Origin of the sequence: Blautia sp. DFI.9.10 (assembly GCF_024461705.1) — a bacterium.
In the GTDB taxonomy this organism is placed as follows: Bacteria; Bacillota; Clostridia; order Lachnospirales; family Lachnospiraceae; genus Blautia_A; species Blautia_A fusiformis.
Genome location: NZ_JANGAA010000007.1, coordinates 48617 through 72486, shown reverse-complemented (window position 1 = coordinate 72486; position 23870 = coordinate 48617). Strand labels below are relative to the sequence as shown.

Genomic DNA, 23870 nt, shown 5'->3' with positions numbered 1-23870 from the left:
CCGTCTCACTTCATTGTCATTTTACCAAATCCAATTTTTAAAGCCGAAACAAATCCAACATTTCTTACTTTACGTACAATTCGTAAAGGAAGCATTAAGATTTGCCCCAAAAGATATCTGCCTTTTCCTCCATTTCCAAACTTTCTTTCAATTTTTAATATAGCCCAATCCAAAGGCGTAAACCAGCTCGCAACAAAATGATGTATGGAATGTGTATTTTCGGTTGTTGTGAGGACTCCGGTATTAAAATCTAACGGGCAAAAGAAATCTGCCGGATAAACTGTTATCCCAGCTACTTGCTGTATGATATTTGCATTAACCATACCATGTTTTTTCAAAATTTCGGTAGTATAATCAACAATTGTTTTAATATTCTGACCGCCATTTCCAGTGACGAAATGTAATTGATGGTAAAACTCGATTATCTCTTTGAAAACTTCAACCCCCGGTTCCGAACCCAATCCCAGTCCTGGATTCACCTCATACTCCATACCATGTACAGTTTTCTTCCCAGGTTGTAGCCCCATAAATGTTCCTTTAGAAACAATATCATCAAAAGATTTTACTAATTCAACATCTGTATCGAAATACAATCCTCCGTATTTATACAAGATTTCAAAACGTGCATAATCACTTACAAATGCCCATTTTTTTGCTTCATATGCCTCTTTTACATATGCGCAACTATTCATGTCAAAATTATCTTCATTCCACTCTTTGATTTCATAATCTGGGCAAAATTTTTTCCAAGATTCAATGCATTGTTTTGCCTTCTCCGGCAGTTCACCTCTGCCAAACCAGCAATAGTGTATTGTTTTCGTTATCACAATCTATACTCCTTTAAATTTACTAATTCTCTTATAAAAGATCTTTCAAGCCCGGAATCTTTAACATTATAAATGTTGCTCCCCAAGAGAGCAGAAACACAATAAACCATAACAGCGGAATAGCAAATCCTATTCCTAACAGAGGAAAATTAGTAGGGGTAATGTCCACCATCTTATATAGAAGATTGATAAAGAACGGATGAATCAAATAAATGCCAAAACTACACCTACTGATTGATTTTGCTAGTCTTCCCACATGTATACTGTCCATGTATTTTTTGAACAAACAGAATACTGACAGTGCCTGGATCATAGTAAATATTCTATCTCCCAGAATCAATGCAGAGCCCTCTCCGCATCTCATAACAGCAGCGTACTGTATAATAATTTATATTACAGAGGCAAACAGCCACAATCCGAGCTGTACCCCTCCCCGGTTAGTGATGTTATCTATTGCTTTTTTCTCTCTGCCATTATCCTCAGCATGGAGTCCACCAATAATGTAACCGAGCAAAACATATGTTACATACTGCGTAAACAGCATATAATTTTCTATCTTCGTACCAAAGGCAATATTAATTGTTGGGATAACAAAGTTTCCAAAAATTAATATCGCCGTAAATATGCAAATTTCTCTATTACTTGAATTATCGATAAATCTCTTCAAAGGAATAAGAATCAAGTAGATACCAATTAGAATATATAAATACCAAAGATGCGACCAACTTTTCTGTTGAAGAGTCATCAGCACTGAATTTGGTAGCATTCCTATTTCTAATGTTTTTCTTTCAAATACTTGTTCCAAAAGAGCAAAGGCACTGCCAAATAAAAGTAATACCGCTCCCATTCGAAGGCTCATTTTCTTTACCTTTGTAAATGCCAGCTTATTTGAATGCAAAAGCAAATTACCGCTGATCATCAGAAAAACCGGTACTGCCCACTGAATCAGCGTATATACACATGTAAGTATGGTATAATTGCTCTTTCCAATCTCCTGCACTGAATAATTATTTGGCTGTGTCATCGTTATATGAATTCCAATGACTGCAATAGCACTAATTATTCTCAGCCAATCAATATATTCAATTCTTTTTCTTTCCATAGCTTCCACACCTATTTCTTTATCTTGACAAAAAAGCATAATGCTCTTCTTGTTAACGAATATCCAATATATTTTTTTAATTTTTTAACTTTCTTGACTTTTCTACTAATGTCATAATTCAATAAAATTTGCAGATTCTTAACTTTACTCAAGAGTTCCCTATTCTTTACTCCTGAAGATACCCCTAGAAGAACAGAATACTCATATGCATAATAAGAAGCAAGCAATTCAGTCTTTTCCTTGTCCTCCAGCTTTAGTGCCTGTCTATAACCTTTCTCACACATATAAAGCTTATCGGAGATTAACTTTTCAGCTTTTCCAGCAGTAATTGAACCATTCCGTTGTTGTCTATACGCATAGAATGGATTATCATAAAAATCAAACCGTTGCGCATAAAGAAGGAGATCTCCACACCAATCCATGTCCTCACTAAGATATCCGTCTTTAAATCTCATCGAATAGCTGTCAATAATAGATTTTTTAACCACTTTATTCCATGCTGCTGCTCGATAAATATTATTTTCAATCATATAACGGATTGATGCATTAACATCTTTATCTATAATCTTCGTCCTGTCCACGTCTGAGGTGATGATATAAGTATATTTATCTTCACTCTCATAGTATCTCTTTGCAGTGAATACAAGTACGTCAGCATCCGTTTCTGTAAGGTTAATGTGAATGTGCTCAAGAGCACTAGCATCATCCCAAAAATCATCACTATCAATAAAGATGACATACTTACCGGTGGCAATATCCAATCCTGCATTTCTTGCACTTGATAACCCACCATTTTCTTTATGAACTACTTTTACACGTGTGTCTGACGAGCTATACCTATCACAGATTTCTCCACAGGTATCTGGTGAACCATCATCAACCAGTATTAATTCAAAATTACAAAAAGACTGTCCAATAATGCTGTCAATACATATCTCTAAATACTTTTCAACCTTATATATTGGGACAATAATACTAAACTCTGGCATCTTCTCACTCTTTTACTCTTTCTTGCATTCGTTTATAGTTCTTCTCAGGAATTATGACACCATGCAGCACAGATGCCACTTCACAAAGTACAAATCGTGGTGCTTTACGAATCATCGTAGTTCTAAACTTAACCAAACCACTTCTCTTATCCTCCTGAAGTGGAATATCTCTCCACGGTGACATTTCTTTATACTTTAAGAAAGTTTTTAAATATGGATGTTGATTTCCTTTTATCCAAGGCCTTAGACCATCCAAAAAACATGTTGTAAAGTGTACTAAGCCGGGGTTTGATATGGCTTCTGAAAATTCTTCTTTACTGTAAAAATCTTGGCTTTTCGATCTCCTGATTTTTAGCACCTGCTCATATGTAGCATAAAAATAAATCGAAAGCGTGTTATAACGCATAGGAAGTTTTACTTTCTTCTCTTGTTCCACAACACCATTCAAAACATCCTGATCTAAGTATGCTAGACTGCTACCGTATTTTGTAATGTAATCCGTGAATTTTCTTTCGTAATTCCCAACACGTACTTCGTCGAGATTCAAAAACACAATACCACCATTCAAATAATAGTCGCCATCATTTTTCCCCACATTACGTCTGTAACGGTCATTAATACATTCCAGCATTCCACCAAATACTTTTCCCGTCATATCCGTATTCCACAATGGTTCAATAGTATCTACAATAATAGTATCACAGTCAATATTCAGAACTTTATGTACTGTTTCAGGCAATGCACTTGCCATATATAACCGGCCAAAAGTACTGATATTCCATCTTCTTGTGTCTATTTCTTGTCCGGTAAGTTCTTTCATGTCAGGCATCGGAACAAAAGAGATGTCACGCCGATACTCCTTAACAACTTCAATCAATTTATTTTTATTTATATCTGAAATATGATTATCCATAATATAAATATGGATAGCATCACACTCTCTATTATTTTCTAACAATGACAATATTGAAATACCTGTCAAAAAGGCATAGCTGTCACTACTTGAGTACAAAATATCCATCTTCCCACCGTATATCCTTTACATTCCTTCATCTTCTTTAATCCATCGAGCTGTTCGCTCAATCCCCTTCCTAAAAGGAATCAAGGGTTTAAATCCAGTATCTTTATAAAGTTTAGTAACATCAAATGTTGTTATCGGTAAAGAAATGACATTTGATGTTATTTTTCCAAACCCTAACTCAACTGGCTCACCATCGTGTAAATCATTAGCAACTTGTCCAACAATCTTTAAAAATTCCTTTAACGGTTTTGCATCACCGGAGCCAATCGTATAATTAGTTCCATCCACGCCTTTTTCTGCAATTAGAATAAGAGCTCTGGCGACATCCGAAACATGAACAAAATCATAATACTGATTTCCTGCTGATAAATCAGGCGACTCTCCATGAAGAACTTTACGAATTATTGTGTTAACAAGCCGAGCGGATCTTTCCTCTTCGCCATATGTATTAATCAAAGGCCAGAAAAAGCGAATTCCATAAGTTCCACATTTTGCCTTTCCAATCCAGTGAGCCGCTGTTTTTGTTGCCTTATACATATACCCAAGGTTCGAAATCACTTTATCTTCATTCATCTCAACCAGCGACTCTGCTTCATGCATACTTCCGCAACCAATAAAGCAGCCAATTCTCATAATATGCATAGCATCAATCAAATCAAGTGTTGACTGTAAGTTCTGCATCTGAATCGCTTCGTTTCGAGCATCCAGATCAGATACTCCCTGCCAGGCAATATGAAAGACAACGTCAATATCTCGATCAGCAATCATATCAGGCAGCATATGATAATCTGCAATGTTGCACTCCACTATCTTTACCGGCAAAGCATTGATCGTATTAAGATTTTTTGTTCCCCGTCGCACAACTGCAATGACTTCCACATTCTGTTTCACAAGTTCTCTTACGAGAAATTTTCCAATAAATCCTGTTGCTCCTGTTACAATTGCTTTTTTCATCACTCCGCTCCTCCGTTACTTTCTTAATTCAATATATTCAGCTAATGTTGGCCAATTTTTGTCTTTCTCGGTTGCAATAATATGTTCTACCCCATATTCTTTAAGCGGCCATGGGATATTTAATTCCGGATCATTCCAACGAATACCTCCACACGCTGACGGAACATACCTTCCCGAACACTGATAAGAGAAAATCGTATCATTAGTAAGCGAAATAAATCCGTGAGCAAATCCCTCCGGGATATATGTTACAAATTGATCTTCAGCCTTTAAAAGCTCAGTATGGTATTGACCAAAGGTCGGAGAATTCTCTCTTAAATCAAGAGCTACATCAAATAAAACACCAGATATGACGTGTATAAGTTTTGCTTGCGAATCCACTGTTTGATAATGAAGCCCTCTTAAAGCTCCCTTTTTAGAATATAAATCACTGCTTTCTGTAAATTCACATGTTATACCATTCTCTGCAAAAATATTTTTTTCATAATATTTTTTATACAAACCGCGCTCGTCTGGATACATATGTGGCTTTATAAGCATTAAACCCTCAATTTCGGTTTTCTTAAATTCAAAAGGCATTACTAATCCCCCTGTTCTAAAATCTTAGTTATCGTCTCTCGATAAAAATCTTGAACCGGAAGGAAATGTTCCGGTATATGATTAAACCAGCCAAGATGACCTTTTATTTCTTGGTTGTCAAGCAGTCGAAGTTGAACTTTATCTACAAGCACACACTGATAAAGGAACGAAATAAAATGGGTTCGCCCCCTATCTCTTTTTGGCTCAATATTCTCCGTAATTAATACGGGTTTCATATCACAGAGAACATCTGTACCAAGTTCACTTTTAGCACAGACATGAAGTCTTTGTTCTAAGGTTTCTTTTAATCGGACACATCCTCCTGGCAAATGCCATCCAGCTCCGCATTGTTCATCATCTCTCCATGAAAGCAAAACCTTTCACTCTTTAACAATAAGAATGTCAACGTTTACAATAGGAGTCAGTGATGCCACAGCTAAAAACAATTGATCCCCCAGTCCTTCAGCGGGATCAATTTTTCTTCTTTTATTTTCAAAAGTAATTCATTTATAACCGCTGTAAGACTCATGCAAATTTTACCTTTTAACTTTCCATAAATAATTTAATTTCGTTATCCATGCAGGCACGAATATCTCCACCTTCTACCCAACACTTGCTCCATTCCACGACCATCTCAATTGCCGTATCAAGGTTCCAATGGGGCTTCCAGCCAAAGGTGGTCTTCAACTTGGAGCAATCCAGCTTCAAGAAATTCGCTTCGTGGGGACCACCGTCATACCGGTTGACCCATTTCATACCATCGCCCCACTTGCTCACAAACAAATCGACTAAGGCCCCCGTCTGGAAGCAATCCACATCATCGGGGCCTACATTATAATAGCCTGCATATTTAATGTCCTGATACTGCATTGCTGCAATCATCAGATACGCATACAGCGGCTCCAGAACGTGCTGATACGGACGGGTCGAGAACGGATTTCTTACCACAATATCCTCATGCTTGATTGCAGCACGGATACAGTCTGGAATAATGCGGTCATTCGCAAAATCGCCGCCACCAATCACATTACCTGCACGAGCCGTAGAAATTGCAACATGATCATCGTTAAAGAAGCTGTTTTTATAGGAGTGTGTAACCAGCTCAGAACAGGACTTAGAGTTGGAGTACGGATCATAACCGTCCAGTTCTTCATTCTCCCGATAGCCCCAAGCCCATTCCTTGTTTAGATAGACCTTATCAGTCGTCACATTCAGGAAAGATTTCACGCAACTGCTGTTACGCACACATTCCAGAATGTTCACTGTACCCATCACATTCGTTTCGTATGTATAAGCAGGGTTCTTATAGCTGTCACGAACGATGGGCTGTGCTGCCAGATGCAGTACGATTTCCGGCTGTGCTTCATCAAATGCGGCCTTCAATGTTTTAAAATCACGGATATCTCCAATTACAGAATGCACGTCCTGCTCAATTCCGGCAATCTCAAACAAAGAAGGACTAGTCGGAGGATTGAGGGAATAGCCAGTAACAATAGCTCCAGCGTTAGCCAGCATCTTACACAGCCAAGATCCTTTAAAACCGGTATGTCCTGTTACAAATACTTTCTTTCCTTTATAAAAGTCCAAATCAAAATTCATGTTTATTTTCCTCAGTCTTTCCAAAGCTTCCACGGGGCGTTACCGTCTTCCCACAATTTTTCAAGCTTTTGTTTTTCTCTTAAAGTATCCATACACTGCCAAAAGCCTTTATGAACATATCCTGCGAGTTGCCCATCTTCAACCAGCTTCGTGAGCGGTTCCTTTTCAAAGATCGTGCTGTCTCCTTCAATATAATCAAACAGAGCAGGTTCAAAAACCATATATCCGATGTTAATCAAATCACCGTCAAAATCGGATTTCTCTCTAAATGCATTAATGATTCCATTGTTGCCAACATCAACAATACCTTTTGTCTGTCCAAAATTATACATTGACATTGTTCCGATTTTACCGTGTGCTCTATGAAACACAAGTAATTCGTCAATGTTAATATCACCAACCGCATCACCGTAGGTAACCATAAATGTATCATCGCCAACAAAGTCTTTAACTCGCTTGATACGTCCACCAGTTTGTGTATTTAATCCAGTATCAACAACCGTTACCTTCCATGGCTCAGCATGCTTATTGTGAATAATCATTTCATTGCCTTTTGTGAAATCAAAAGTAATATCAGATGTATGGATAAAATAGTCTGCAAACCATTCTTTAATCACATGCTGTTTGTATCCGGCACAGATAATAAATTCATTAATACCATAAGCTGAATATTCTTTCATAATATGCCACAGTATCGGCTTTTCCCCAATTTCAATCATTGGTTTTGGTTTTAAATGAGACTCCTCAGATATCCTTGTTCCAAAGCCGCCTGCTAAAACAACAACCTTCATAGTATTTTTCTCCTCTACCCCTAGTAGGGCTCATACCTTATTTTTATATCTATCTACACATCCATATGGATGGTATTTCTCTCTAATTCCTCGTGTGTTCATCACACACTCGGCTAAGTGTTTTCTTATGCTGTCGTATCCAAATACCACAGCAATCATATTTTGCCTGTTTTCTACTCCATAAAACATCCGTTGAGTACACTCGTCTCTATTTCTCTATAGCCGAAGTGTTGCTTTATATAATCAAACCCCGTATACCCTGCAATGACGTTTTTTCTAAGTGTTGGATTGTTGAATCGAACACTGTCGGCGCATGAGTTTTGTTAAAACTGTATATATCATCCAGTCCAATTTTCGTCATTCATTGTTCCTTATGAATAAATCATTCACTCTCACCGCACAAAATCTGTATTTATCATCGCCATCCATGCTCTACTCAACAGCAGTTTCAGACGTTAATGATAAACTCATGGATTTTTGTTGTTTTATCCTGTTTTCCGCCATTTCCTCATAACTTCCCAAAAAGTTGTGCCAATTTTGTGTCGCAGGGGTCAAAAGTTCAGCGTTTTGTATGAGTTATTGGCATTTTCAGTTCATACAGCTGTGAAATATAACCAATTTCAGTACCCCATATAGTGTGCAAAACGAGTTCTTTTCGACGATGCTACGTCAATACGGTTTGTTGAGTAGACATTTGTAGGAGCAACAATTACTACAAAGTCAGCATCGGCGTATGCGGTCTTAGCATCCAGAGTTACAGTCAAGTTCAGTTCCTTCTCTGCAAGATACTTTTCAATATAATCATCCTGAATCGGAGACTTCCGGTTGTTGATCATCTCGACCTTCTCCGGAATGATATCCACAGCGGTCTCATGATGATGCTGAGAAAGCAATGTGGCAATTGACAAGCCCACATAACCAGTGCCCGCAACGGCGATTTTGTACTTCTTCATGTTATTTACTCCTCCGATTCTCATCGGGCATATCCTCTAATTTTTGCACCTATGTACACATCCTGTATTTCAGGATGGTATTTCATTTTCATAATCTCCTGTGTCATATCTCACAGTTCTATTAAAAATAACTTCGAATACACTCCCCAGCTTAAAGCCGGCACATTCTTCGCCGTGCCCACACCTTCTTCAGGTACACACACGACAGGCGGTATTCAACCCGACGGTGTTTATCACTGATATACACCGTGTTTTGCTTTCGCTTTCTTTTTGTCAGCACGGCAAAGCCGATGCACTGACTTTATGACATCTGTTTTCTGACATGCCATAAGGTCAATCCACCTGCTCGCTTTTCATACTGATATTCTGTTTCCTTTGTTCTTCCCTTCATGCTCTGCGTCCAAACTGTGTCAGGCACTTTTTCCCGAGATTTCTCACAGCATTCAGATATCGGTTCGTCTGATGTCCATTGGCGCAGCAGCATAGTTCTGTTCTGGTGTCAGTCCGAATGATTTCTGCGCCGCACTTTGCACAGATTTTGCTGATGCCGGTGGCGTGGACTTCGATAACGATGATTCCGTTTTTCCATGCTTTGTAGTCCAGATACTGGCGGATCCTAGTGCTTAAGTGGAGCGGGCCCCAGTTTCCTGAGCCTTTCATGACGTTTCTGGAATATTCCTGGTTGTAACGTGTAAGTACGATCACAGAAACGTCCTGCTCTACGGCAAAACGTAAGATTTGGCTTGTGACCTGGTGTCCATAGTGTTCAGAAAGATGTTTCAGATGCATCCAGTATTTCTGATCAACTCTGCCTGTCTGTCTACCTCCGGTTGCTTCCTGGGACTTCTGAATCTTTTCCAGAAGCTTTCTGCAATGGTGGCTGTATTCCTTTCCGCCTTTCCAGAACTTCACTGCGATCTCCTGACCGGTTCCATCCAGAACAACGCCTGCTGCAAAGGCATCACTGTTTGTAAACTGAATACAGAGTATCCTGCATCCTGCCTGCATCCTCTGATGTACGGTTGCTGTATTTTCATTGTTCTGACGTACTGGAACATGCAGCATGTCATATTTGTATTCAAAAACTACGGATGGTGACATGAGTCTGGCGTTTTCCGGAAAGTCTCTGCCTGACAGCCGGCAATGCATCCAGGTCCATGTGTCTCCTGTCCAGACACGCAACGTGATCTCTTTAGCGGAAAAATCCTGATACATTCCTTTGTAATAGGTAACTGCTGCATTTAGTTTCTCTGCTCTGCCGATCTTCTCATCCTGGGCAAAACGGCTGAGATAGCTTTTGGCTGAAGCAATTCCCTCATTGGCTGCTGCTCTTCGAAAATACAGCGGAACCTTTTTCCAGGGGAGAGGATCTGATGGTATGCGTCCGCCTCGCCCCGGAATGCTCATGATCTCCAGCTCGCGTAAAGTCTGCTGGCTTCCCATTTCCCAGAGATCCGTATGATCCAGAAGCAGGTTGTAATAAAATTCAGCGATCCGGTTATAAAATTCCTGTGTGGTCCGCAGCCATTCCGGATGTCTGCACCAGAGATGCAGTCGCCAGGTTGTGATGCTGTAGCCGCTTTTTCCGGTGTTTTCTTTTTTTCCGGTTTCCGGTTCTTTCATTTTGGTTCTCCGTTTTTCGCAAAGAAAATTCATTATAATATAACTTATCTAAATTATTATTTTTGTCACTTATCATTTCCATAAGCGACAAACAGGCCGGAAACCCGTATAAATGAGGACTTCCGGCCTGCTTTGACCATAATTCTGACTGCTAATAGTTCAGCTTTTCCATGCATTTCTGCTTTTGTTTTATGCTGCTGTGCACATAAATATCCATGGTGATCTTGACGGACGAATGTCCCAGAATTTCAGAAAGTGTCTTGCTGTCAAATCCCATTTCCGTACAACGGGTGGCAAAAGCATGCCGGAGAGAATGAATGTTGATACTGGGGATTTCACATTGCTGAAGGAGCTTCTGGAATTTACGCTGTATATTTCTGGGCTCCATACATTTACGATTCGTACCCGTCAGCAGGTATGAATCAGGTTCAGCAGCAATCCGCTCCATTTTTTTCAATAAAAAATCAGGGATTGGAATATCCCTGATGGATGAGACTGATTTAGGAGGACCTATCATTAAAACGGTTTTGGGTTCGTCATCAGATTCACCAGAATAATCAAGATTTTTTATCCGTGAGATCGTTCGCCTTATATGTAGCAGTTTTTTATCAAAATCAATATCTTCCCAACGGATGCCGCTGAGCTCGCCAACGCGGATCCCTGTATAAATACATAGCAGGATGCCGATGGGAAATTCTGAGTCCTCAGCAGAGAGAACTGTGATCAGCTTTGTGAGATGTTCATGAGAAATAAGCTGAAAAGGACTGGTATTTATTTTGGGATACCGAAATTCCAGCTGTGAAAGATTCAGATACCCCTGTTTTTCACCATAGCGTAAAATACTGTGGAACAGGATCAGAAGATTTTTGATGGTACGTGGCGAAAGCCCCTGCTGTTTCAGCTTTTCAGAGAAGGCATATACAGAAGCAGAAGAGATGTATTTCAACGGCATATCACCAAATTCCGGAAGGATATGTGTATCAAGAAGTGTTTCGTAGCAGGCATAGGTGCTGAGCTTTACAGCATAACGCATGGATAACATCCATTCTTCACTGAGGTTTCGAAATACATAACACTTTCCCGGAGAGTTTTGAAGATTATTCTGACATAAAACAGCCAACTTTTTCTTTTTTACAGCCTCGTATGTACGACCATACAGATATCCGTACTGGATACGTCCATTCTGGCCACGACATTTTTCATAGCGCGCCTCCCATCTTCCGTCTTTCCTTTTTCTGATATTTTCCCCTTTTCTAGGCATAATCGTAGTCTCCTTTTCGCACTATTATAGCAAAAGTCTGACCATTTTTGTGACCACTAATAAGCGAAAAAAAGAAAAATTTGTCGTATATAAAAAAATTTAACCGAAAAAAACTGCATTTTTGGTCGAAAGTGGTGCATTTTTCGTATCTTGACAGTGACAGGGTGCAATGCTATCATTGATTAAGATTCAAAAACTATGCAATTTGAGAGAAAATCACCTGTCGCTTATGGAAATGATAAGCGACTTTTTTACCCTCAAAAAAGCAACACGGCAGACACCCCTCCGGGGCTGTCTGCCGTGTTTTATATCGCTTTTATGTTTTTATGTAATTAAGCTATCTGTTCCTTAAGCCTCATATCCATTAGGGTTCTGGCTCTGCCATCTCCAAGAGTCTGCACACATCTCGCGGATTCCGTTCTCTGCCTTCCAGCCAAGCTCTTTCTCCGCTTTGGTTGCATCGGAGTAGCAGGTTGCGATGTCGCCTGGGCGGCGTGGTTTGATCACATATGGGATCTTGACGCCGGTAGCTGCCTCAAAGTTCTTAACGATATCAAGAACACTGTAGCCTTTTCCGGTTCCAAGGTTGTAGATGCTTAATCCGGAATTGTCTTCCAGCTTCTTAAGAGCTTTTACATGGCCCTTGGCAAGGTCTACTACGTGGATGTAGTCACGGACACCTGTTCCATCCGGTGTATCGTAATCGTTTCCGAATACGCCAAGCTCTTTCAGCTTGCCTACTGCTACCTGTGTGATATATGGCATCAGGTTGTTCGGGATACCATTTGGATTCTCACCGATGGTTCCGCTCTTATGAGCACCGATCGGGTTGAAGTAACGAAGAAGAACTACGTTCCACTCCGGGTCTGCCTTCTGGATGTCTGTAAGAATCTGCTCCAGCATGGATTTGGTCCAGCCATATGGGTTGGTACACTGTCCCTTCGGGCACTCTTCGGTGATCGGGATCATTGCCGGATCTCCGTATACGGTTGCTGAGGAAGAGAAAATAATATTTTTAACATTATGTTTTCTCATCACGTCTACAAGAGTAAGGGTTCCTGCGATATTGTTCTCATAATACTCCCACGGCTTGGCAACAGATTCACCAACTGCTTTCAGTCCTGCAAAATGAATACAGGAGTCGATCTCTTCTTTGTCAAAAACTTCATTTAATGCTTCGCGGTCCAGGATATCTGCTTTATAGAATTTCACCGGTTTGCCTGTGATCTTGGATACTCTGTCCAGAGCCTTCTCACTGGAATTGCATAAATTGTCAACTACTACAACATCATATCCTGCGCTCTGCAGCTCTACAACGGTATGACTTCCAATGTATCCTGCTCCACCTGTTACTAAAATTGCCATAGTTTTTCTCCTCCTCTATTGGATCTAACTGTTCCTGTTTATTTTAGCACTGTTCCTTTGTTTCCACAATAGCAGAAAACCAGGTTTACTACTTAATCCCAGAGTCCCTGCGGATAAAGTCCCTGATCCTTCAGATTCTGGATCGCGGCTACCACTACCGGTTTGTCCTCTTTATAGGTCACTCCGTACCATTTATCCTGTGTGGTAAGGACCCTGACTGCTGCCTTTTTTTCCTGGAGGAGCTCGTCAACTACAAACGGAAGAAAATATTCGCATTTCAGAGGATTTTCCGGAATGCTCTTTTCAAGGAATACCGGGAAGCGTTTTACCAGCTCTTTCATAAATCCACCGGTGAAGCCCCACATATTCATGGATACCGGAGTCTCTCCTGGGAGACTTGTCCAGGTTTTTCCATCGTCCTCTGTGTAGGCTGCTCCGCCGTCACGTTTCTCAATGTGTGTTCGCTCATTGATATCTGCAAGATATCCATTTTCATCTGTCTCACAGACACCTCTGGAAACGTAGCCGTTGTCTGTCAGGGTATTCTCAAGACGGTAGCCTACCATCATATACTGGGCAGGTACGGTGTCCTCCTGGGCCTGGATCAGGAAATCATACGCCATCTTAAAGGCATGGGTTCCATAATAATCATCTGCATTGATCACCACAAACGGTCCGTCGATCTCTCCAGCACAGCTTAATACCGCATGTCCGGTTCCCCATGGCTTCACACGGCCTTTCGGAACCTGGAAGCCTTCCGGGATGTTGTTGAGATCCTGATGCACATAAACGATCTCCACCTTGTCACTTAAGCGGTCGCCGATGGCATCGCGGAAATCCTGTTCATTCTCTTTTTTTATGATGAATATCACTTTCTTAAAGCCTGCACGTACGGCATCATAAATGGAAAAATCCATGATGATATGACCTTCCTGATCTACAGGATCGATCTGTTTCAGTCCGCCGTAGCGGCTTCCCATTCCTGCTGCCATTACTACCAGAACCGGCTCTTTCATAATTTTGTTCCTCCTGATTTTTAGAAATACAGGGATTTTTTCCCATACATATTTTAAGCCGGTCAGATTCTCATCCGACCGGCCTTTGAACCTTTTTTTATTATACTACACTTCACCGTGAAATCCTACTGATTATTTTCAGTTTATTTTCGGTCAGAAGTATTCTCCGGGAAAACGATCTCCATCCTGGTTCCAACTCCCTGTTCACTTTCCACGTTGATCTGTGCATGATGAAGCGTTGCTCCATGCTTCACAATGGAAAGCCCCAGACCTGTTCCGCCGGTCTGTCTGGAATGACTTTTGTCTACCCGGTAAAAGCGCTCAAAGATCCTTCCCTGTTCACTTTTCGGGATTCCGATTCCGTCATCTGCCACACAGTAGAACGGATGCCCTTTCCGGTTGCCTACCATGATCCGCACATGACCATTCTGTTCTGTATAGCGAACTGCATTGTCTGCAATATTAAAAAGCATCTCATAGAGTACATGGCGGACACCCTTGATCTTCTCTGCACTTCCGGCAAGCTCAAGGAAAATATTTTTCTTTCCGGCAGGATGTCTGAGATTATTTCTTACGTCTTCCGCAAGCTCATAAAGATCCACCTCTTCAAAAGGAACCTCACTGTTGCTTTCATCCAGTCTGGAAAGCTGGATGATATCCGCTACCAGATTGGAAAGTCTTATTGATTCATGGTAGATCCTTCCGGAAAATTCCCGTATATGATCTGCCGGAACCATGCCGTTCATCATAAGCTCCGCATAACCGGAAATGGACATCAGCGGGGTCTTCAGCTCATGGGAAACATTTGCAGAAAATTCCTTCCGGATCTCCTCTGCCTCCTTCAGTTCTTTTACCTGCTGCCGGATCTGCCGGTTCTGTTCATCCACCCGCACAAGAAGGGGACGCAGCTCCTCATAGCACACATTGTTCAGCGGATGCTCCAGATCCAGATCGTTGATCGGACGGATCAGCTCTCTGGTCTGTCTCTGTGCAAAAACAAACTCCAGGATCAGTACCAGGAGCATCAGAAGTCCCAGCACAGCAAGACTTGAGATCCATGTGGAATATATGGAGTCTACGGTTTTTCCTACACGGAGCACGTTTCCGTCATCCAGCTTCACCGCATAATAAAAGGTCTTTTTTGCAAAGGTTTCTGAATAACGGATACTTTCGCTTTTTCCATTTTTTTCTGCCTGTATAAATTCCGGACGATCACTGTGATTTGCCAGTTTTTTCGGAGAGGCCTCAGAATCGTAGAGAACGGTTCCGTCTTTACGGATGAGAGTCACACGACTTGATGATACTGTCTGAAGCTTTTTTGTGAGAAAGGAATCTCCATACTCATCCATGGCAAGGCAGATATACTGCGCTTCCTCACGGACTCCCCGCTGCATGTATGTGTTTAATTTATTGTAGGTGACCACACTTGCTGCCAGAAACGTGACAAGAACAGCAAAAATGATCATAATGCTTGTATGATGCAGAATTTTCTTTTTCATACATGATCTCCGATCCGGTATCCCACGCCACGCACTGTCTCGATCAGATTTCCGGCTTCCCCCAGCTTTTGTCGGAGAGTCCGTACATGAACATCTACAGTCCTTGTTTCTCCGTCAAAATCATAGCCCCACACATGGCACAGGATCTGGTTTCTGGACATGACCAGTCCTTTGTTCTCCATAAGATATTCCAGAAGCTCGAATTCCTTTCTGGTCAGCTCCTTCACCTCACCCTGATAGCTGACTTCATGACGGGACACATTGACACGAAGACCCTTACAGTGCAGCTCCCTCTCTTCGCTCTGCCTTGCGCAGCGCCGAAGGACCGCTTTAACCCTGGCTACAAATTCCATCATCCCGAAGGGCTTGGTGATGTAATCATCTGCGCCGCCCTCCAGACCTTTTACCTTGTCAAACTCCGCTTCTTTGGCTGTGACCATGATCACCGGGATATCCCGGGTCCTGGTGTCACTTTTCAGTCGTTTCAAAATATTATACCCATCTTCACCCGGGAGCATGATATCCAGCAGGATCAGTTCCGGCATATTTTTTTTCATGGCTGTGTCAAGTTCTGCCCCGGTTTCAAAACCTTCTGCCTCAAAGCCTGTTGTCTCCAGGGTATAGACAAGAAGCTCTCTGATATTTCTCTCATCTTCCACACAGTAGATCATTCTATATCCTCTCTGTTCGTTTTTTGCCGTTGGCACTTCATAATCGTCTGGTCTTTTTTGTTCCATGCCTTCAGTATAACTGCTTTCTTTTTACTGCACAAGCCCTGGCCGTCTGCTGATACAGATAACCAGGGCATAGCATTTCGATATCTTTTTATTGGCTGCCTGCCGCTGCCATCTGGGCTGCCGCCTGCTCATCCTTTATTTCCGGAAGCTGATACTGATTCCGGATCACCTCCAGCGCACGGTAGAAGGTTTCGTCCGGCCCATGTTTGATCTGCTTCAGGTGCTGATGTGTATCAAAAGCATCTTCATGAACCTGTGTCACACAAACACCGATATTGGAACAGTGATCTGCCACACGCTCCAGGCTGGTAGTCACATCGGACAGGATGAATCCCATTTCAATGGTACATTCTCCGGCGCGAAGTCTCTGGATATGCCGGTACTTCAGTTCCTTGCTGAGTTCATCGATTACTTCCTCCAGTGGCTCGATCTCTCTCGCAAGCTGCACATCCTGATTTTCGTAAACCTTGTAAGCAATATCTACAATGTCTTCCACCGCATGCTCCATGACACGTAACTCTTCCAGCGCCTTATCCGAAAACTTCAGGCCTTTTTCATAAAGCTCCTGTGCGGATTCCATGATGTTCACACCGTGATCGGAAATCCTCTCGAAATCACCGATACAGTGGAGCATGATGGAAACACTGTGACTGTCATGAACGGAAAGATCCTTCTGGTTCAGTTTTACAAGATAGGTTCCAAGTTCATCCTCATAACGGTCTACCTTTTTCTCTGCTTCTTCCACCAGAGCCTTTCCTTCTGCGCTGAAATTCTTCAGAAGGTCCAGGGCGGTAAACAGAGTTCTATGAGAATCCTCTGCCATTTTTTTCGCTGCATTCCTGCTCTGCTCAACTGCAAATGCAGGTTTCTCCAGAAAACGGCTTTCCAGGATCATGAAATCCGGATCTGCTGCCACCTTCTCCTCCTCTTCCTTCCTGTCGCGGATAGTAAGACAGGCAAGCTTCTCCAGAGCCTTTCCAAACGGAAGAAGAACAAGAGTTGCCGTGATATTGAAGGCACTGTGCAGGATCGCGATCCCGGCCGGAGTCGCTGCCTGTGCCATAAATGAAAAATGTACTGCTGCATTTATCGCATAAAATACTGCCATGAACAGCATGGTTCCGATCAGATTGAAATACAGATGGACCATAGCCGCACGTTTTGCGTTTTTGCTGGCTCCGATGGCTGAAAGGATCGCAGTGATACAGGTACCGATATTCTGTCCCATGATAATAGGAAGTGCTGCACTGAACGGTACCATTCCGGTAAGGCACAGTGCCTGGAGGATACCAACCGATGCGGAAGACGACTGGATGATCGCTGTCAGCACTGCTCCGGCCACAACTCCAAGGATCGGATTGGAGAATTTCACCAGCATTCCGGTAAACTCCGGTACCTCTGCAAGAGGTTCCACAGCTCCGCTCATGGCATTCATTCCATACATCAGGATCGCAAAGCCTACAAAGATCGCTCCCACGTCCTTTTTCTTCTGGCTTTTTGTAAACATGATCAGAACCACGCCGATCAGTGCCAGTATCGGTGAAAATGACATCGGCTTAAAAAGTCGGATAATAGAGTTATCACTCTGGATACCTGTAAGACTTAAGATCCATGAGGTTACGGTAGTACCGATATTGGCACCCATGATGATTCCCACAACCTGGGACAGCTTCATGATTCCCGAGTTTACAAAACCAACGACCATAACGGTAGTTGCCGAGGATGACTGGATCACTGCAGTCACACCCATTCCAAGAAGAACGGCTCTGATGGGATTGGAGGTAAGTGTCTCCAGGATCCGCTCAAGCTTTCCGCCTGCAACCTTCGCAAGCCCGTCTCCCATTAAGTTCATTCCATAAAGGAAAATAGCAAGGCCGCCAAGCAATGCCAGTACGCTGAAAAAGTCCATAATACTCTCCTTCACTTTCTCTTTTTGATATGTTTGATTTCCTTTTTTCTCATTTCAACGATTTTCATAATAGCGGCCTATTGTAAAATTTTCCCCACTGGAATGTAAAATCTGTGTAAAAAAAATAAAACAGAGGATCCTGTTACGGGAAACCGATTTCCCGTCAGGATCTCTCTGTCCTATATATCGTACAGTGGTTTTTATCCTTATGATGTGTTTTGTGCTGCGGATATTCTCATTCCGCTGAGCTGCATGCTCATGAGCAGAGCTGCCCTGCGATCTGTGATCAGAATCCGCGGATCTCCTCATCCTCAGATCCGGTCTTGTCGATGGATTTTATTACAAGGTAATAGCTGTAATCATCATTGACCTTTACTTCCACCCGGTCTCCTACACGATGACCGCGCAGTGCCTTGCCGATAGGCGATTCAATACTGATACGGTTTTCCATGGAATTTCCGCGGATGGAAGTAACCAGCTTGTACTTCTCCACCTCATTATCTTCTTCAAAAAGAACTTCCACGATATCGTCCATTCCCACTTCGTCAGATCTGGAAGCATCGGATACAATGGATGCCGTCTTCAGCATCCTCTCCAGATAACGGATGCGGCTCTCGTTCTGATTCTTATGCTTCTTGGCTGCATAATACTCAAAGTTCTCACTTAAGTCTCCCTGGGCACGTGCCTCCTTGACCGCCTCAATGGCTTCCTTACGTACTACCAGTTTACGGTGTTCGATCTCCTGCTCTATTTTTTCAACATCCTTGCGGGTAAGCTGTTCTCTCATTTCTCTGGCATCTCCTTTTCTTTATAACATTCAGACTGATCCTGAATCTGTTCTCCACTTCCTGTGAAGCTTCTGTCACAGATACAGGATTTCTGGAAGGTTACCGGAAATACCATAGCAGATACGCTCTGCTTTGTCAAACAGCGCATACCTGTTCTTCGGCTTCCTCCTGCTGGTGTACTCGCTGTTCAATATAATCTGCCATATGTTCTTTGGGGATATCCAGTAACATGGAAAATTCAGAATAGAGATGATCCTCTGCAAGCTTCAGATACCGCTCGTCTGTAGCGGTTGTTTTTTTGCCATGAGATAATCTGGCCTGTTTTCTGACGTAGATCGTCTTGATGATCCGAAGAAGATCTCTGCATTCACAGGTACGGATGCATTTCTTGTAGCTATCCTCCCGGAATTTCTCATTCTCAATACTCAGTGTCTCAATGGATGGAATCTCATCGATAAGCCTCTCCGCTTCTTCCCTCGTAATGATTCCGCGAAGCACCTGCTTTCCACCTTCCACCGGTGTAAATATCTTCCCATCTGTTTCTCCTCCGGGCCTCAGTACATAATAAAGCTTCTCGCCGGAGGAACCATCCACCCTCATTGTGGTAACTCCTGTTACCTGGCAGATGCCGGTACGACCATACACAACATATTCGCCTGTTTCAAACATTTTTCCACTTCCTTTCATTTTTTTACTTTTCTTTTGTTATCCTGGCGCTTATTGTGCTCTAATGAAAGCTCCCTGCCAGGTTATATATCCAGACAAGGAGCTTCTCACTGAGGATTCTATCCTTATTTTACTACTTTTCCCATTTATTTGCAAAAGAATTCAAAAAGTTTTTTTATTTTTGTGAAATATGCCCACAATGAGGGCATATATTTTTTGTTATAATTCTTCTTTTTTCTTTCTTCCCAGACGGATGTCTTCCATATGAGATTTCAGTTCCGGTGTCATACTGTCAAAGAGATAGGTTTTGCTGTTGTCTCTGCGCTCCTGCCATTCTTCTCTCATCTGCTGTTTTGCGGAAGCGATCTCATCTTTGAATCCGCGCGCTGAGATCCTGGCGGCTCCCTGTCCCATAATGATGATCTGCTCCAGTCCGTCTGATGTGGCAACTGTCACGTTATGCTTCCGTCCAATTTTATGGACAGTGCGTTCAATATACTGGTCTGCAGTTTCCGCTTCTTTTGTATAGACAACATGAATGTTATGATACTGGAAGGTTTCCTCCGGATGGCCCTCCACACGGTAGGCATCAAATACCAGGATCAGGATGCAGCCCTTGATTCCCTGATAATCGCTTAATATATCCATTAACCTGGACTGTGCCGCATGAAAGTCTGCCTGTGCCAGATCTCTTAAATCCTCCCAGGCAAATATGATATTGCAGCCGTCCACCAGCAGATAGTCCTCTCTGTGGATGGCCGGACTGCTGTTTCTCCAGGCGCCGTGATCGGATTTTGCCGGAAGGCCAGAATCTGCTGCATCTTTGCCTCCCTTCCCGGAAAAGCTGCTTCCGCTTTCCGTATTTCCGAAGCTTCGGCTGTTACTGCTGTATTTTTTTGAGCTCACCGGACCAAAGGTTTTCTCAAAGATTGCCTTCAGTTCTTTTTCCTCTTCGTAGCTTCCATACATGGAGGTATATTTTCCACGGCCGGCATTGGCTGTTCTGTGATCCGGACTGTTTTTGGCTGTTCCCTGAACTGAACGCACTCCTGCAAAGCTGTTGTCGGAATCCTCATAGGTATCATTACTGTCCGAAAGCTGAGCTCCTTCCAGATGCATATATTCTTCTACCTCATACCAGGGAACCACGAAGCCTGCTCCATGGGCACAGAATACAGAGCCTGTAGGATTCTCAAGATCTCTCTCGGAATCATAGCCGATCTCCTCTGCGATCTGCTCCTGATCCTGACAGGGTTCATAGCCCTTCAGAGTACAGGTCAGATGACCTCTGCCTCTTGTGTAGGAAACTACCTGGCTCTGATAATCCCTCATTTTTGCCACCGGCGCACTTCCTGTGATCACCGACAGCTCTCCCTGGGTTTCCGGCCCCTGAAAGGTTCCCTGCATCCTCTGGATATCCGTCATGGCACGTCCTACATTTTCTGCCGGAACCTCAAGTCGGAAGCTGTAATAGGGTTCCAGAAGAACTGTCTCCGCTTTCTTGAGGCCCTGGCGCACAGCACGGTAGGTCGCCTGCCGGAAATCTCCACCTTCCGTATGCTTCTGATGTGCCCGCCCGGTGAGAAGTGTGATCTGCATATCGGTGATGGGTGATCCGGTAAGGACTCCCAGATGCTCTTTTTCCTCCAGATGTGTCAGGATCAGCCGCTGCCAGTTCCGATCCAGCTGATCTTCATTTGCCGCGGTAAAAAACTGCAGTCCGCTTCCTCTCTCTCCCGGTTCCAGAAGAAGATGCACCTCTGCATAATGACGAAGCGGTTCAAAATGTCCCACGCCTTCCACCGGTGCGGCAATGGTTTCTTTGTATACGATATTACCGGTTCCAAATTCTACTGCCACATGAAAGCGCTCCCAGATCAGATGCTTCAGGATCTCGATCTGTACCTCGCCCATCAGCATGGCGTGGATCTCTCCCAGCTGCTCATCCCACATGATATGAAGCTGCGGTTCTTCCTCCTCCAGCTCCTTCAGGCTTTTCAGCATCCTGTGAGCGTCACAGCCCTCCGGAAGGATGATCTGATAATTCAGTACCGGTTCCAGCACCGGCATGGCAGAATCCGCCTCAATGCCAAGTCCCTCTCCCGGATATGTTTCGGTAAGACCTGTAACTGCACAGACGGTTCCTGCCTCTGCCTCTTTGAGCATTTCAAATTTTGCACCGGAATAGATACGGATCTGATCTGCCTTTTCCTCCCAGATCTCCTCTGCCGGAATACCATTTCTTCCTGCATTGGTCAGCGTCTCCTTAACCTTCAGGCTGCCGCCGGTGATCTTCATATAAGTGAGACGGTTTCCCTGCTCATCTCTGGCGATCTTAAAGATCCTGGCTCCGAATTCTGCGGGATAGGACGGTACTGCCATGTAGGTCTCCATTCCATGGATAAAAGCATCTACGCCTTCCATCTTCAGGGCAGATCCAAAGAAGCAGGGAAAAAGCTTTCGCTCCAGGATCAGCTCTGCCACGTCCTTTTTTGCGATCGTTCCTGTTTCCAGGAAGCTTTCCAGAAGGTTCTCCTCACACATGGCGATATTTTCCAGAAAATCATCCGTTCCATTTATTTTATCAGAAGCGCCCTGCGTTCCGGATATATTCTCTTTTTCTGCTTCACTGGCGTTGTCTTTCAGCTGCATTCCTTCAGCTGACGGATATTTCCCGGAGTTATCCACAGGATTCTCCTTTTTCCCTGCTGCTTCTGCACCGGAGCATTCCAGTTCTCCACTAAAATCCACACAGCATCCGCTTAATTTCTTCTTCAGCTCCTCAAGAAGTCTTTCCCTGTCTGTTCCTTCCTGGTCCATTTTATTTACGAAAAGAAATGTTGGGATCTTATACTGTGTCAGCAGTCTCCACAATGTCTGTGTATGCCCTTGCACACCATCTGCGCCGTTGATCACCAAGATCGCATAATCCAGCACCTGCAGGGTACGCTCCATCTCAGCAGAAAAATCCACATGCCCCGGCGTATCCAGAAGTGTCACTTCCATATCCCCCATGGAAAAAACTGCCTGCTTTGAAAAAATGGTGATTCCTCTCTCCCTCTCAAGCTCATAGGTATCCAGATACGCATCCTTGTGATCGACTCTTCCGATTTTCCGGATCCTTCCGCATTTAAAAAGCAGGCCTTCCGATAATGTCGTCTTTCCTGCATCCACATGGGCAAGCACGCCCAAGCTTATATGTCTGTGTTTTATATTCTGAGGTTTTTCTCCCATTGAAAATACCCCTTTCTGTTGTAATGATATCCAATATCATAACATAGAAAGGGGTATAAGTCGAATCTTGTTTCGGTCTGTGATTCAGGAATCCAGGTAGGCTTTCAGCTTCTCCAGATCCTTTTTCATATCTGCTCTTCCTGTCTGGTAGATCCGCTCCAGATTGCTCTCATCACGCTCGATCATCGCCGCCTGGATGGGACTGCTCGGACGGATGATATGAACGCGCCCCTCTTTTTCCAGAGAAGCCAGTTCCTCCAGTGTTTCATTATAATGGATATGCCGTTCCTCCAGATCCTTCAGAAAAGCCGGATATTTATGTAATACTGCTTTCAGAAAAAGCTGCATCTTCGGGTTTGCTTTTTTTCGGTACTTCACATCTCTGGTAAGCACCACTACGTTTTTTTCGTATCCCCTGGAAAGCATCCACTTAACCGGGATCGGATCAGACACACCACCGTCCAGAAGTCTCTTTCCCCCAAGCTTCACCGGTCGGGAGGCTACCGGGATCGATGCAGACGCACGCATCCATTCAATATCCTCCACATCTCCGTTGGGACATTCATGATACACCGGTTTTCCTGTATCCAGGTCCGTACACACCACTGTAAATTTCATGGGATTTTCCGCGTAGGTCTGACGGTCAAAAATATCCAGCTTCCAGGGCAGTTCATAATATCCGAATTCCCGGCTGTATACATCTCCTGTGGTGATCCAGTTCCGGATGCTTGCAAGTCTTTTATCCTTGCAGTACTTTTTGTTATAGCGAAGAACTCTTCCGATCTGCCTGGACTTATAATTGCATCCAAAAACAGCTCCAGCCGATACGCCCACCGCACTGTCTGCGTAAATCTCATTTTCCATCAGAACATCGATCACACCGGCGGTATACAAGCCTCGCATACCGCCGCCCTCCATAACGATACTGAATTTTTTCAATTGTGTTTCTTCCATTTA

Annotated in this window: 21 protein-coding genes and 1 pseudogene; all 22 read right to left on the bottom strand. The window is 43.2% G+C overall.

Annotated elements, in window-relative coordinates:
- Positions 1-5: 5 nt before the first annotated feature.
- Positions 6-827 (bottom strand): glycosyltransferase family 32 protein, encoded by an 822-nt coding sequence (locus tag NE671_RS06235; protein ID WP_021651287.1) that lies wholly within the window; start codon positions 825-827, stop codon positions 6-8.
- Positions 828-1215: 388 nt separating this feature from the next.
- Positions 1216-1929 (bottom strand): acyltransferase, encoded by a 714-nt coding sequence (locus NE671_RS06230; protein ID WP_256163782.1) that lies wholly within the window; start codon positions 1927-1929, stop codon positions 1216-1218.
- 11 nt (positions 1930-1940) lie between these two features.
- Positions 1941-2918: a glycosyltransferase family 2 protein gene (locus tag NE671_RS06225; RefSeq protein WP_021651285.1), complete on the bottom strand. Its 978-nt coding sequence runs from the start codon at positions 2916-2918 to the stop codon at positions 1941-1943.
- Positions 2919-2922: 4 nt separating this feature from the next.
- The gene (locus tag NE671_RS06220; RefSeq protein ID WP_021651284.1) at positions 2923-3939 is read right to left on the bottom strand and encodes a glycosyltransferase family 8 protein; all 1017 of its coding nucleotides are present in this window, start codon (positions 3937-3939) and stop codon (positions 2923-2925) included.
- A gap of 18 nt (positions 3940-3957) precedes the next feature.
- Positions 3958-4893, bottom strand: coding sequence for an NAD-dependent epimerase/dehydratase family protein (locus NE671_RS06215; protein ID WP_021651283.1), 936 nt, complete (start codon positions 4891-4893; stop codon positions 3958-3960).
- Positions 4894-4908: 15 nt separating this feature from the next.
- Positions 4909-5472, bottom strand: coding sequence for a dTDP-4-dehydrorhamnose 3,5-epimerase (gene rfbC / locus NE671_RS06210; RefSeq protein ID WP_021651282.1), 564 nt, complete (start codon positions 5470-5472; stop codon positions 4909-4911).
- Between the two features lie 2 nt (positions 5473-5474).
- Complete coding sequence (locus tag NE671_RS06205; protein ID WP_021651281.1) at positions 5475-5846, bottom strand: hypothetical protein; 372 nt, start codon at positions 5844-5846, stop codon at positions 5475-5477.
- A gap of 169 nt (positions 5847-6015) precedes the next feature.
- The gene (rfbG, locus tag NE671_RS06200; RefSeq protein WP_420314486.1) at positions 6016-7077 is read right to left on the bottom strand and encodes a CDP-glucose 4,6-dehydratase; all 1062 of its coding nucleotides are present in this window, start codon (positions 7075-7077) and stop codon (positions 6016-6018) included.
- Positions 7078-7082: 5 nt separating this feature from the next.
- Positions 7083-7862: a glucose-1-phosphate cytidylyltransferase gene (gene rfbF / locus NE671_RS06195; protein ID WP_021651279.1), complete on the bottom strand. Its 780-nt coding sequence runs from the start codon at positions 7860-7862 to the stop codon at positions 7083-7085.
- A 674-nt stretch (positions 7863-8536) separates the two neighbouring features.
- A pseudogene (locus tag NE671_RS06190) lies at positions 8537-8815 on the bottom strand (UDP-glucose 6-dehydrogenase); the annotation flags it as partial.
- Positions 8816-9202: 387 nt separating this feature from the next.
- The gene (locus NE671_RS06185) at positions 9203-10438 is read right to left on the bottom strand and encodes a zinc ribbon domain-containing protein (RefSeq protein ID WP_256163780.1); all 1236 of its coding nucleotides are present in this window, start codon (positions 10436-10438) and stop codon (positions 9203-9205) included.
- A gap of 151 nt (positions 10439-10589) precedes the next feature.
- Positions 10590-11699: a tyrosine-type recombinase/integrase gene (locus tag NE671_RS06180; RefSeq protein WP_256163779.1), complete on the bottom strand. Its 1110-nt coding sequence runs from the start codon at positions 11697-11699 to the stop codon at positions 10590-10592.
- A gap of 348 nt (positions 11700-12047) precedes the next feature.
- Positions 12048-13064 carry a UDP-glucose 4-epimerase GalE gene (gene galE, locus NE671_RS06175; protein ID WP_015527335.1) on the bottom strand — a complete coding sequence of 339 codons (1017 nt, stop codon included), beginning with the start codon at positions 13062-13064 and terminating at the stop codon, positions 12048-12050.
- Between the two features lie 92 nt (positions 13065-13156).
- Positions 13157-14080 carry a sugar phosphate nucleotidyltransferase gene (locus NE671_RS06170; protein WP_256163778.1) on the bottom strand — a complete coding sequence of 308 codons (924 nt, stop codon included), beginning with the start codon at positions 14078-14080 and terminating at the stop codon, positions 13157-13159.
- Positions 14081-14223: 143 nt separating this feature from the next.
- Positions 14224-15579, bottom strand: a complete 1356-nt coding sequence (locus tag NE671_RS06165) for a sensor histidine kinase (protein WP_173739334.1) — start codon at positions 15577-15579, stop codon at positions 14224-14226.
- The gene (locus NE671_RS06160; protein WP_044961949.1) at positions 15576-16250 is read right to left on the bottom strand and encodes a winged helix-turn-helix domain-containing protein; all 675 of its coding nucleotides are present in this window, start codon (positions 16248-16250) and stop codon (positions 15576-15578) included. The genes NE671_RS06165 and NE671_RS06160 overlap by 4 nt, the downstream gene beginning before the upstream one ends.
- A gap of 154 nt (positions 16251-16404) precedes the next feature.
- A complete protein-coding gene (locus NE671_RS06155) occupies positions 16405-18225 on the bottom strand; it encodes a Na/Pi cotransporter family protein (protein ID WP_256163777.1) in 1821 nt (606 codons plus the stop codon).
- Positions 18226-18511: 286 nt separating this feature from the next.
- Positions 18512-19012 (bottom strand): transcription elongation factor GreA, encoded by a 501-nt coding sequence (greA, locus tag NE671_RS06150; protein ID WP_015527340.1) that lies wholly within the window; start codon positions 19010-19012, stop codon positions 18512-18514.
- A complete protein-coding gene (locus tag NE671_RS06145; protein WP_015527341.1) occupies positions 19009-19161 on the bottom strand; it encodes a hypothetical protein in 153 nt (50 codons plus the stop codon). The genes greA and NE671_RS06145 overlap by 4 nt, the downstream gene beginning before the upstream one ends.
- A complete protein-coding gene (locus NE671_RS06140) occupies positions 19149-19682 on the bottom strand; it encodes a CarD family transcriptional regulator (protein ID WP_110102861.1) in 534 nt (177 codons plus the stop codon). The genes NE671_RS06145 and NE671_RS06140 overlap by 13 nt, the downstream gene beginning before the upstream one ends.
- 216 nt (positions 19683-19898) lie before the next feature.
- Positions 19899-22913, bottom strand: coding sequence for a translation factor GTPase family protein (locus NE671_RS06135; RefSeq protein ID WP_256163776.1), 3015 nt, complete (start codon positions 22911-22913; stop codon positions 19899-19901).
- Between the two features lie 84 nt (positions 22914-22997).
- On the bottom strand, positions 22998-23867 hold the full coding sequence (locus NE671_RS06130; RefSeq protein ID WP_256163775.1) for a patatin-like phospholipase family protein: 870 nt from the start codon (positions 23865-23867) through the stop codon (positions 22998-23000).
- Positions 23868-23870: the final 3 nt, after the last annotated feature.

Coding starts and splice junctions, on each gene's coding strand:
- NE671_RS06230 (WP_256163782.1), bottom strand. CDS start 1,929: ATGGAAAGAAAAAGAATTGAATATATTGATTGGCTGAGAATAATTAGT.
- NE671_RS06225 (WP_021651285.1), bottom strand. CDS start 2,918: ATGCCAGAGTTTAGTATTATTGTCCCAATATATAAGGTTGAAAAGTAT.
- NE671_RS06220 (WP_021651284.1), bottom strand. CDS start 3,939: ATGGATATTTTGTACTCAAGTAGTGACAGCTATGCCTTTTTGACAGGT.
- NE671_RS06215 (WP_021651283.1), bottom strand. CDS start 4,893: ATGAAAAAAGCAATTGTAACAGGAGCAACAGGATTTATTGGAAAATTT.
- rfbC (WP_021651282.1), bottom strand. CDS start 5,472: ATGCCTTTTGAATTTAAGAAAACCGAAATTGAGGGTTTAATGCTTATA.
- rfbF (WP_021651279.1), bottom strand. CDS start 7,862: ATGAAGGTTGTTGTTTTAGCAGGCGGCTTTGGAACAAGGATATCTGAG.
- NE671_RS06185 (WP_256163780.1), bottom strand. CDS start 10,438: ATGAAAGAACCGGAAACCGGAAAAAAAGAAAACACCGGAAAAAGCGGC.
- NE671_RS06180 (WP_256163779.1), bottom strand. CDS start 11,699: ATGCCTAGAAAAGGGGAAAATATCAGAAAAAGGAAAGACGGAAGATGG.
- galE (WP_015527335.1), bottom strand. CDS start 13,064: ATGGCAATTTTAGTAACAGGTGGAGCAGGATACATTGGAAGTCATACC.
- NE671_RS06170 (WP_256163778.1), bottom strand. CDS start 14,080: ATGAAAGAGCCGGTTCTGGTAGTAATGGCAGCAGGAATGGGAAGCCGC.
- NE671_RS06165 (WP_173739334.1), bottom strand. CDS start 15,579: ATGAAAAAGAAAATTCTGCATCATACAAGCATTATGATCATTTTTGCT.
- NE671_RS06160 (WP_044961949.1), bottom strand. CDS start 16,250: ATGATCTACTGTGTGGAAGATGAGAGAAATATCAGAGAGCTTCTTGTC.
- NE671_RS06155 (WP_256163777.1), bottom strand. CDS start 18,225: ATGGACTTTTTCAGCGTACTGGCATTGCTTGGCGGCCTTGCTATTTTC.
- greA (WP_015527340.1), bottom strand. CDS start 19,012: ATGAGAGAACAGCTTACCCGCAAGGATGTTGAAAAAATAGAGCAGGAG.
- NE671_RS06145 (WP_015527341.1), bottom strand. CDS start 19,161: ATGCGCTGTTTGACAAAGCAGAGCGTATCTGCTATGGTATTTCCGGTA.
- NE671_RS06140 (WP_110102861.1), bottom strand. CDS start 19,682: ATGTTTGAAACAGGCGAATATGTTGTGTATGGTCGTACCGGCATCTGC.
- NE671_RS06135 (WP_256163776.1), bottom strand. CDS start 22,913: ATGGGAGAAAAACCTCAGAATATAAAACACAGACATATAAGCTTGGGC.
- NE671_RS06130 (WP_256163775.1), bottom strand. CDS start 23,867: ATGGAAGAAACACAATTGAAAAAATTCAGTATCGTTATGGAGGGCGGC.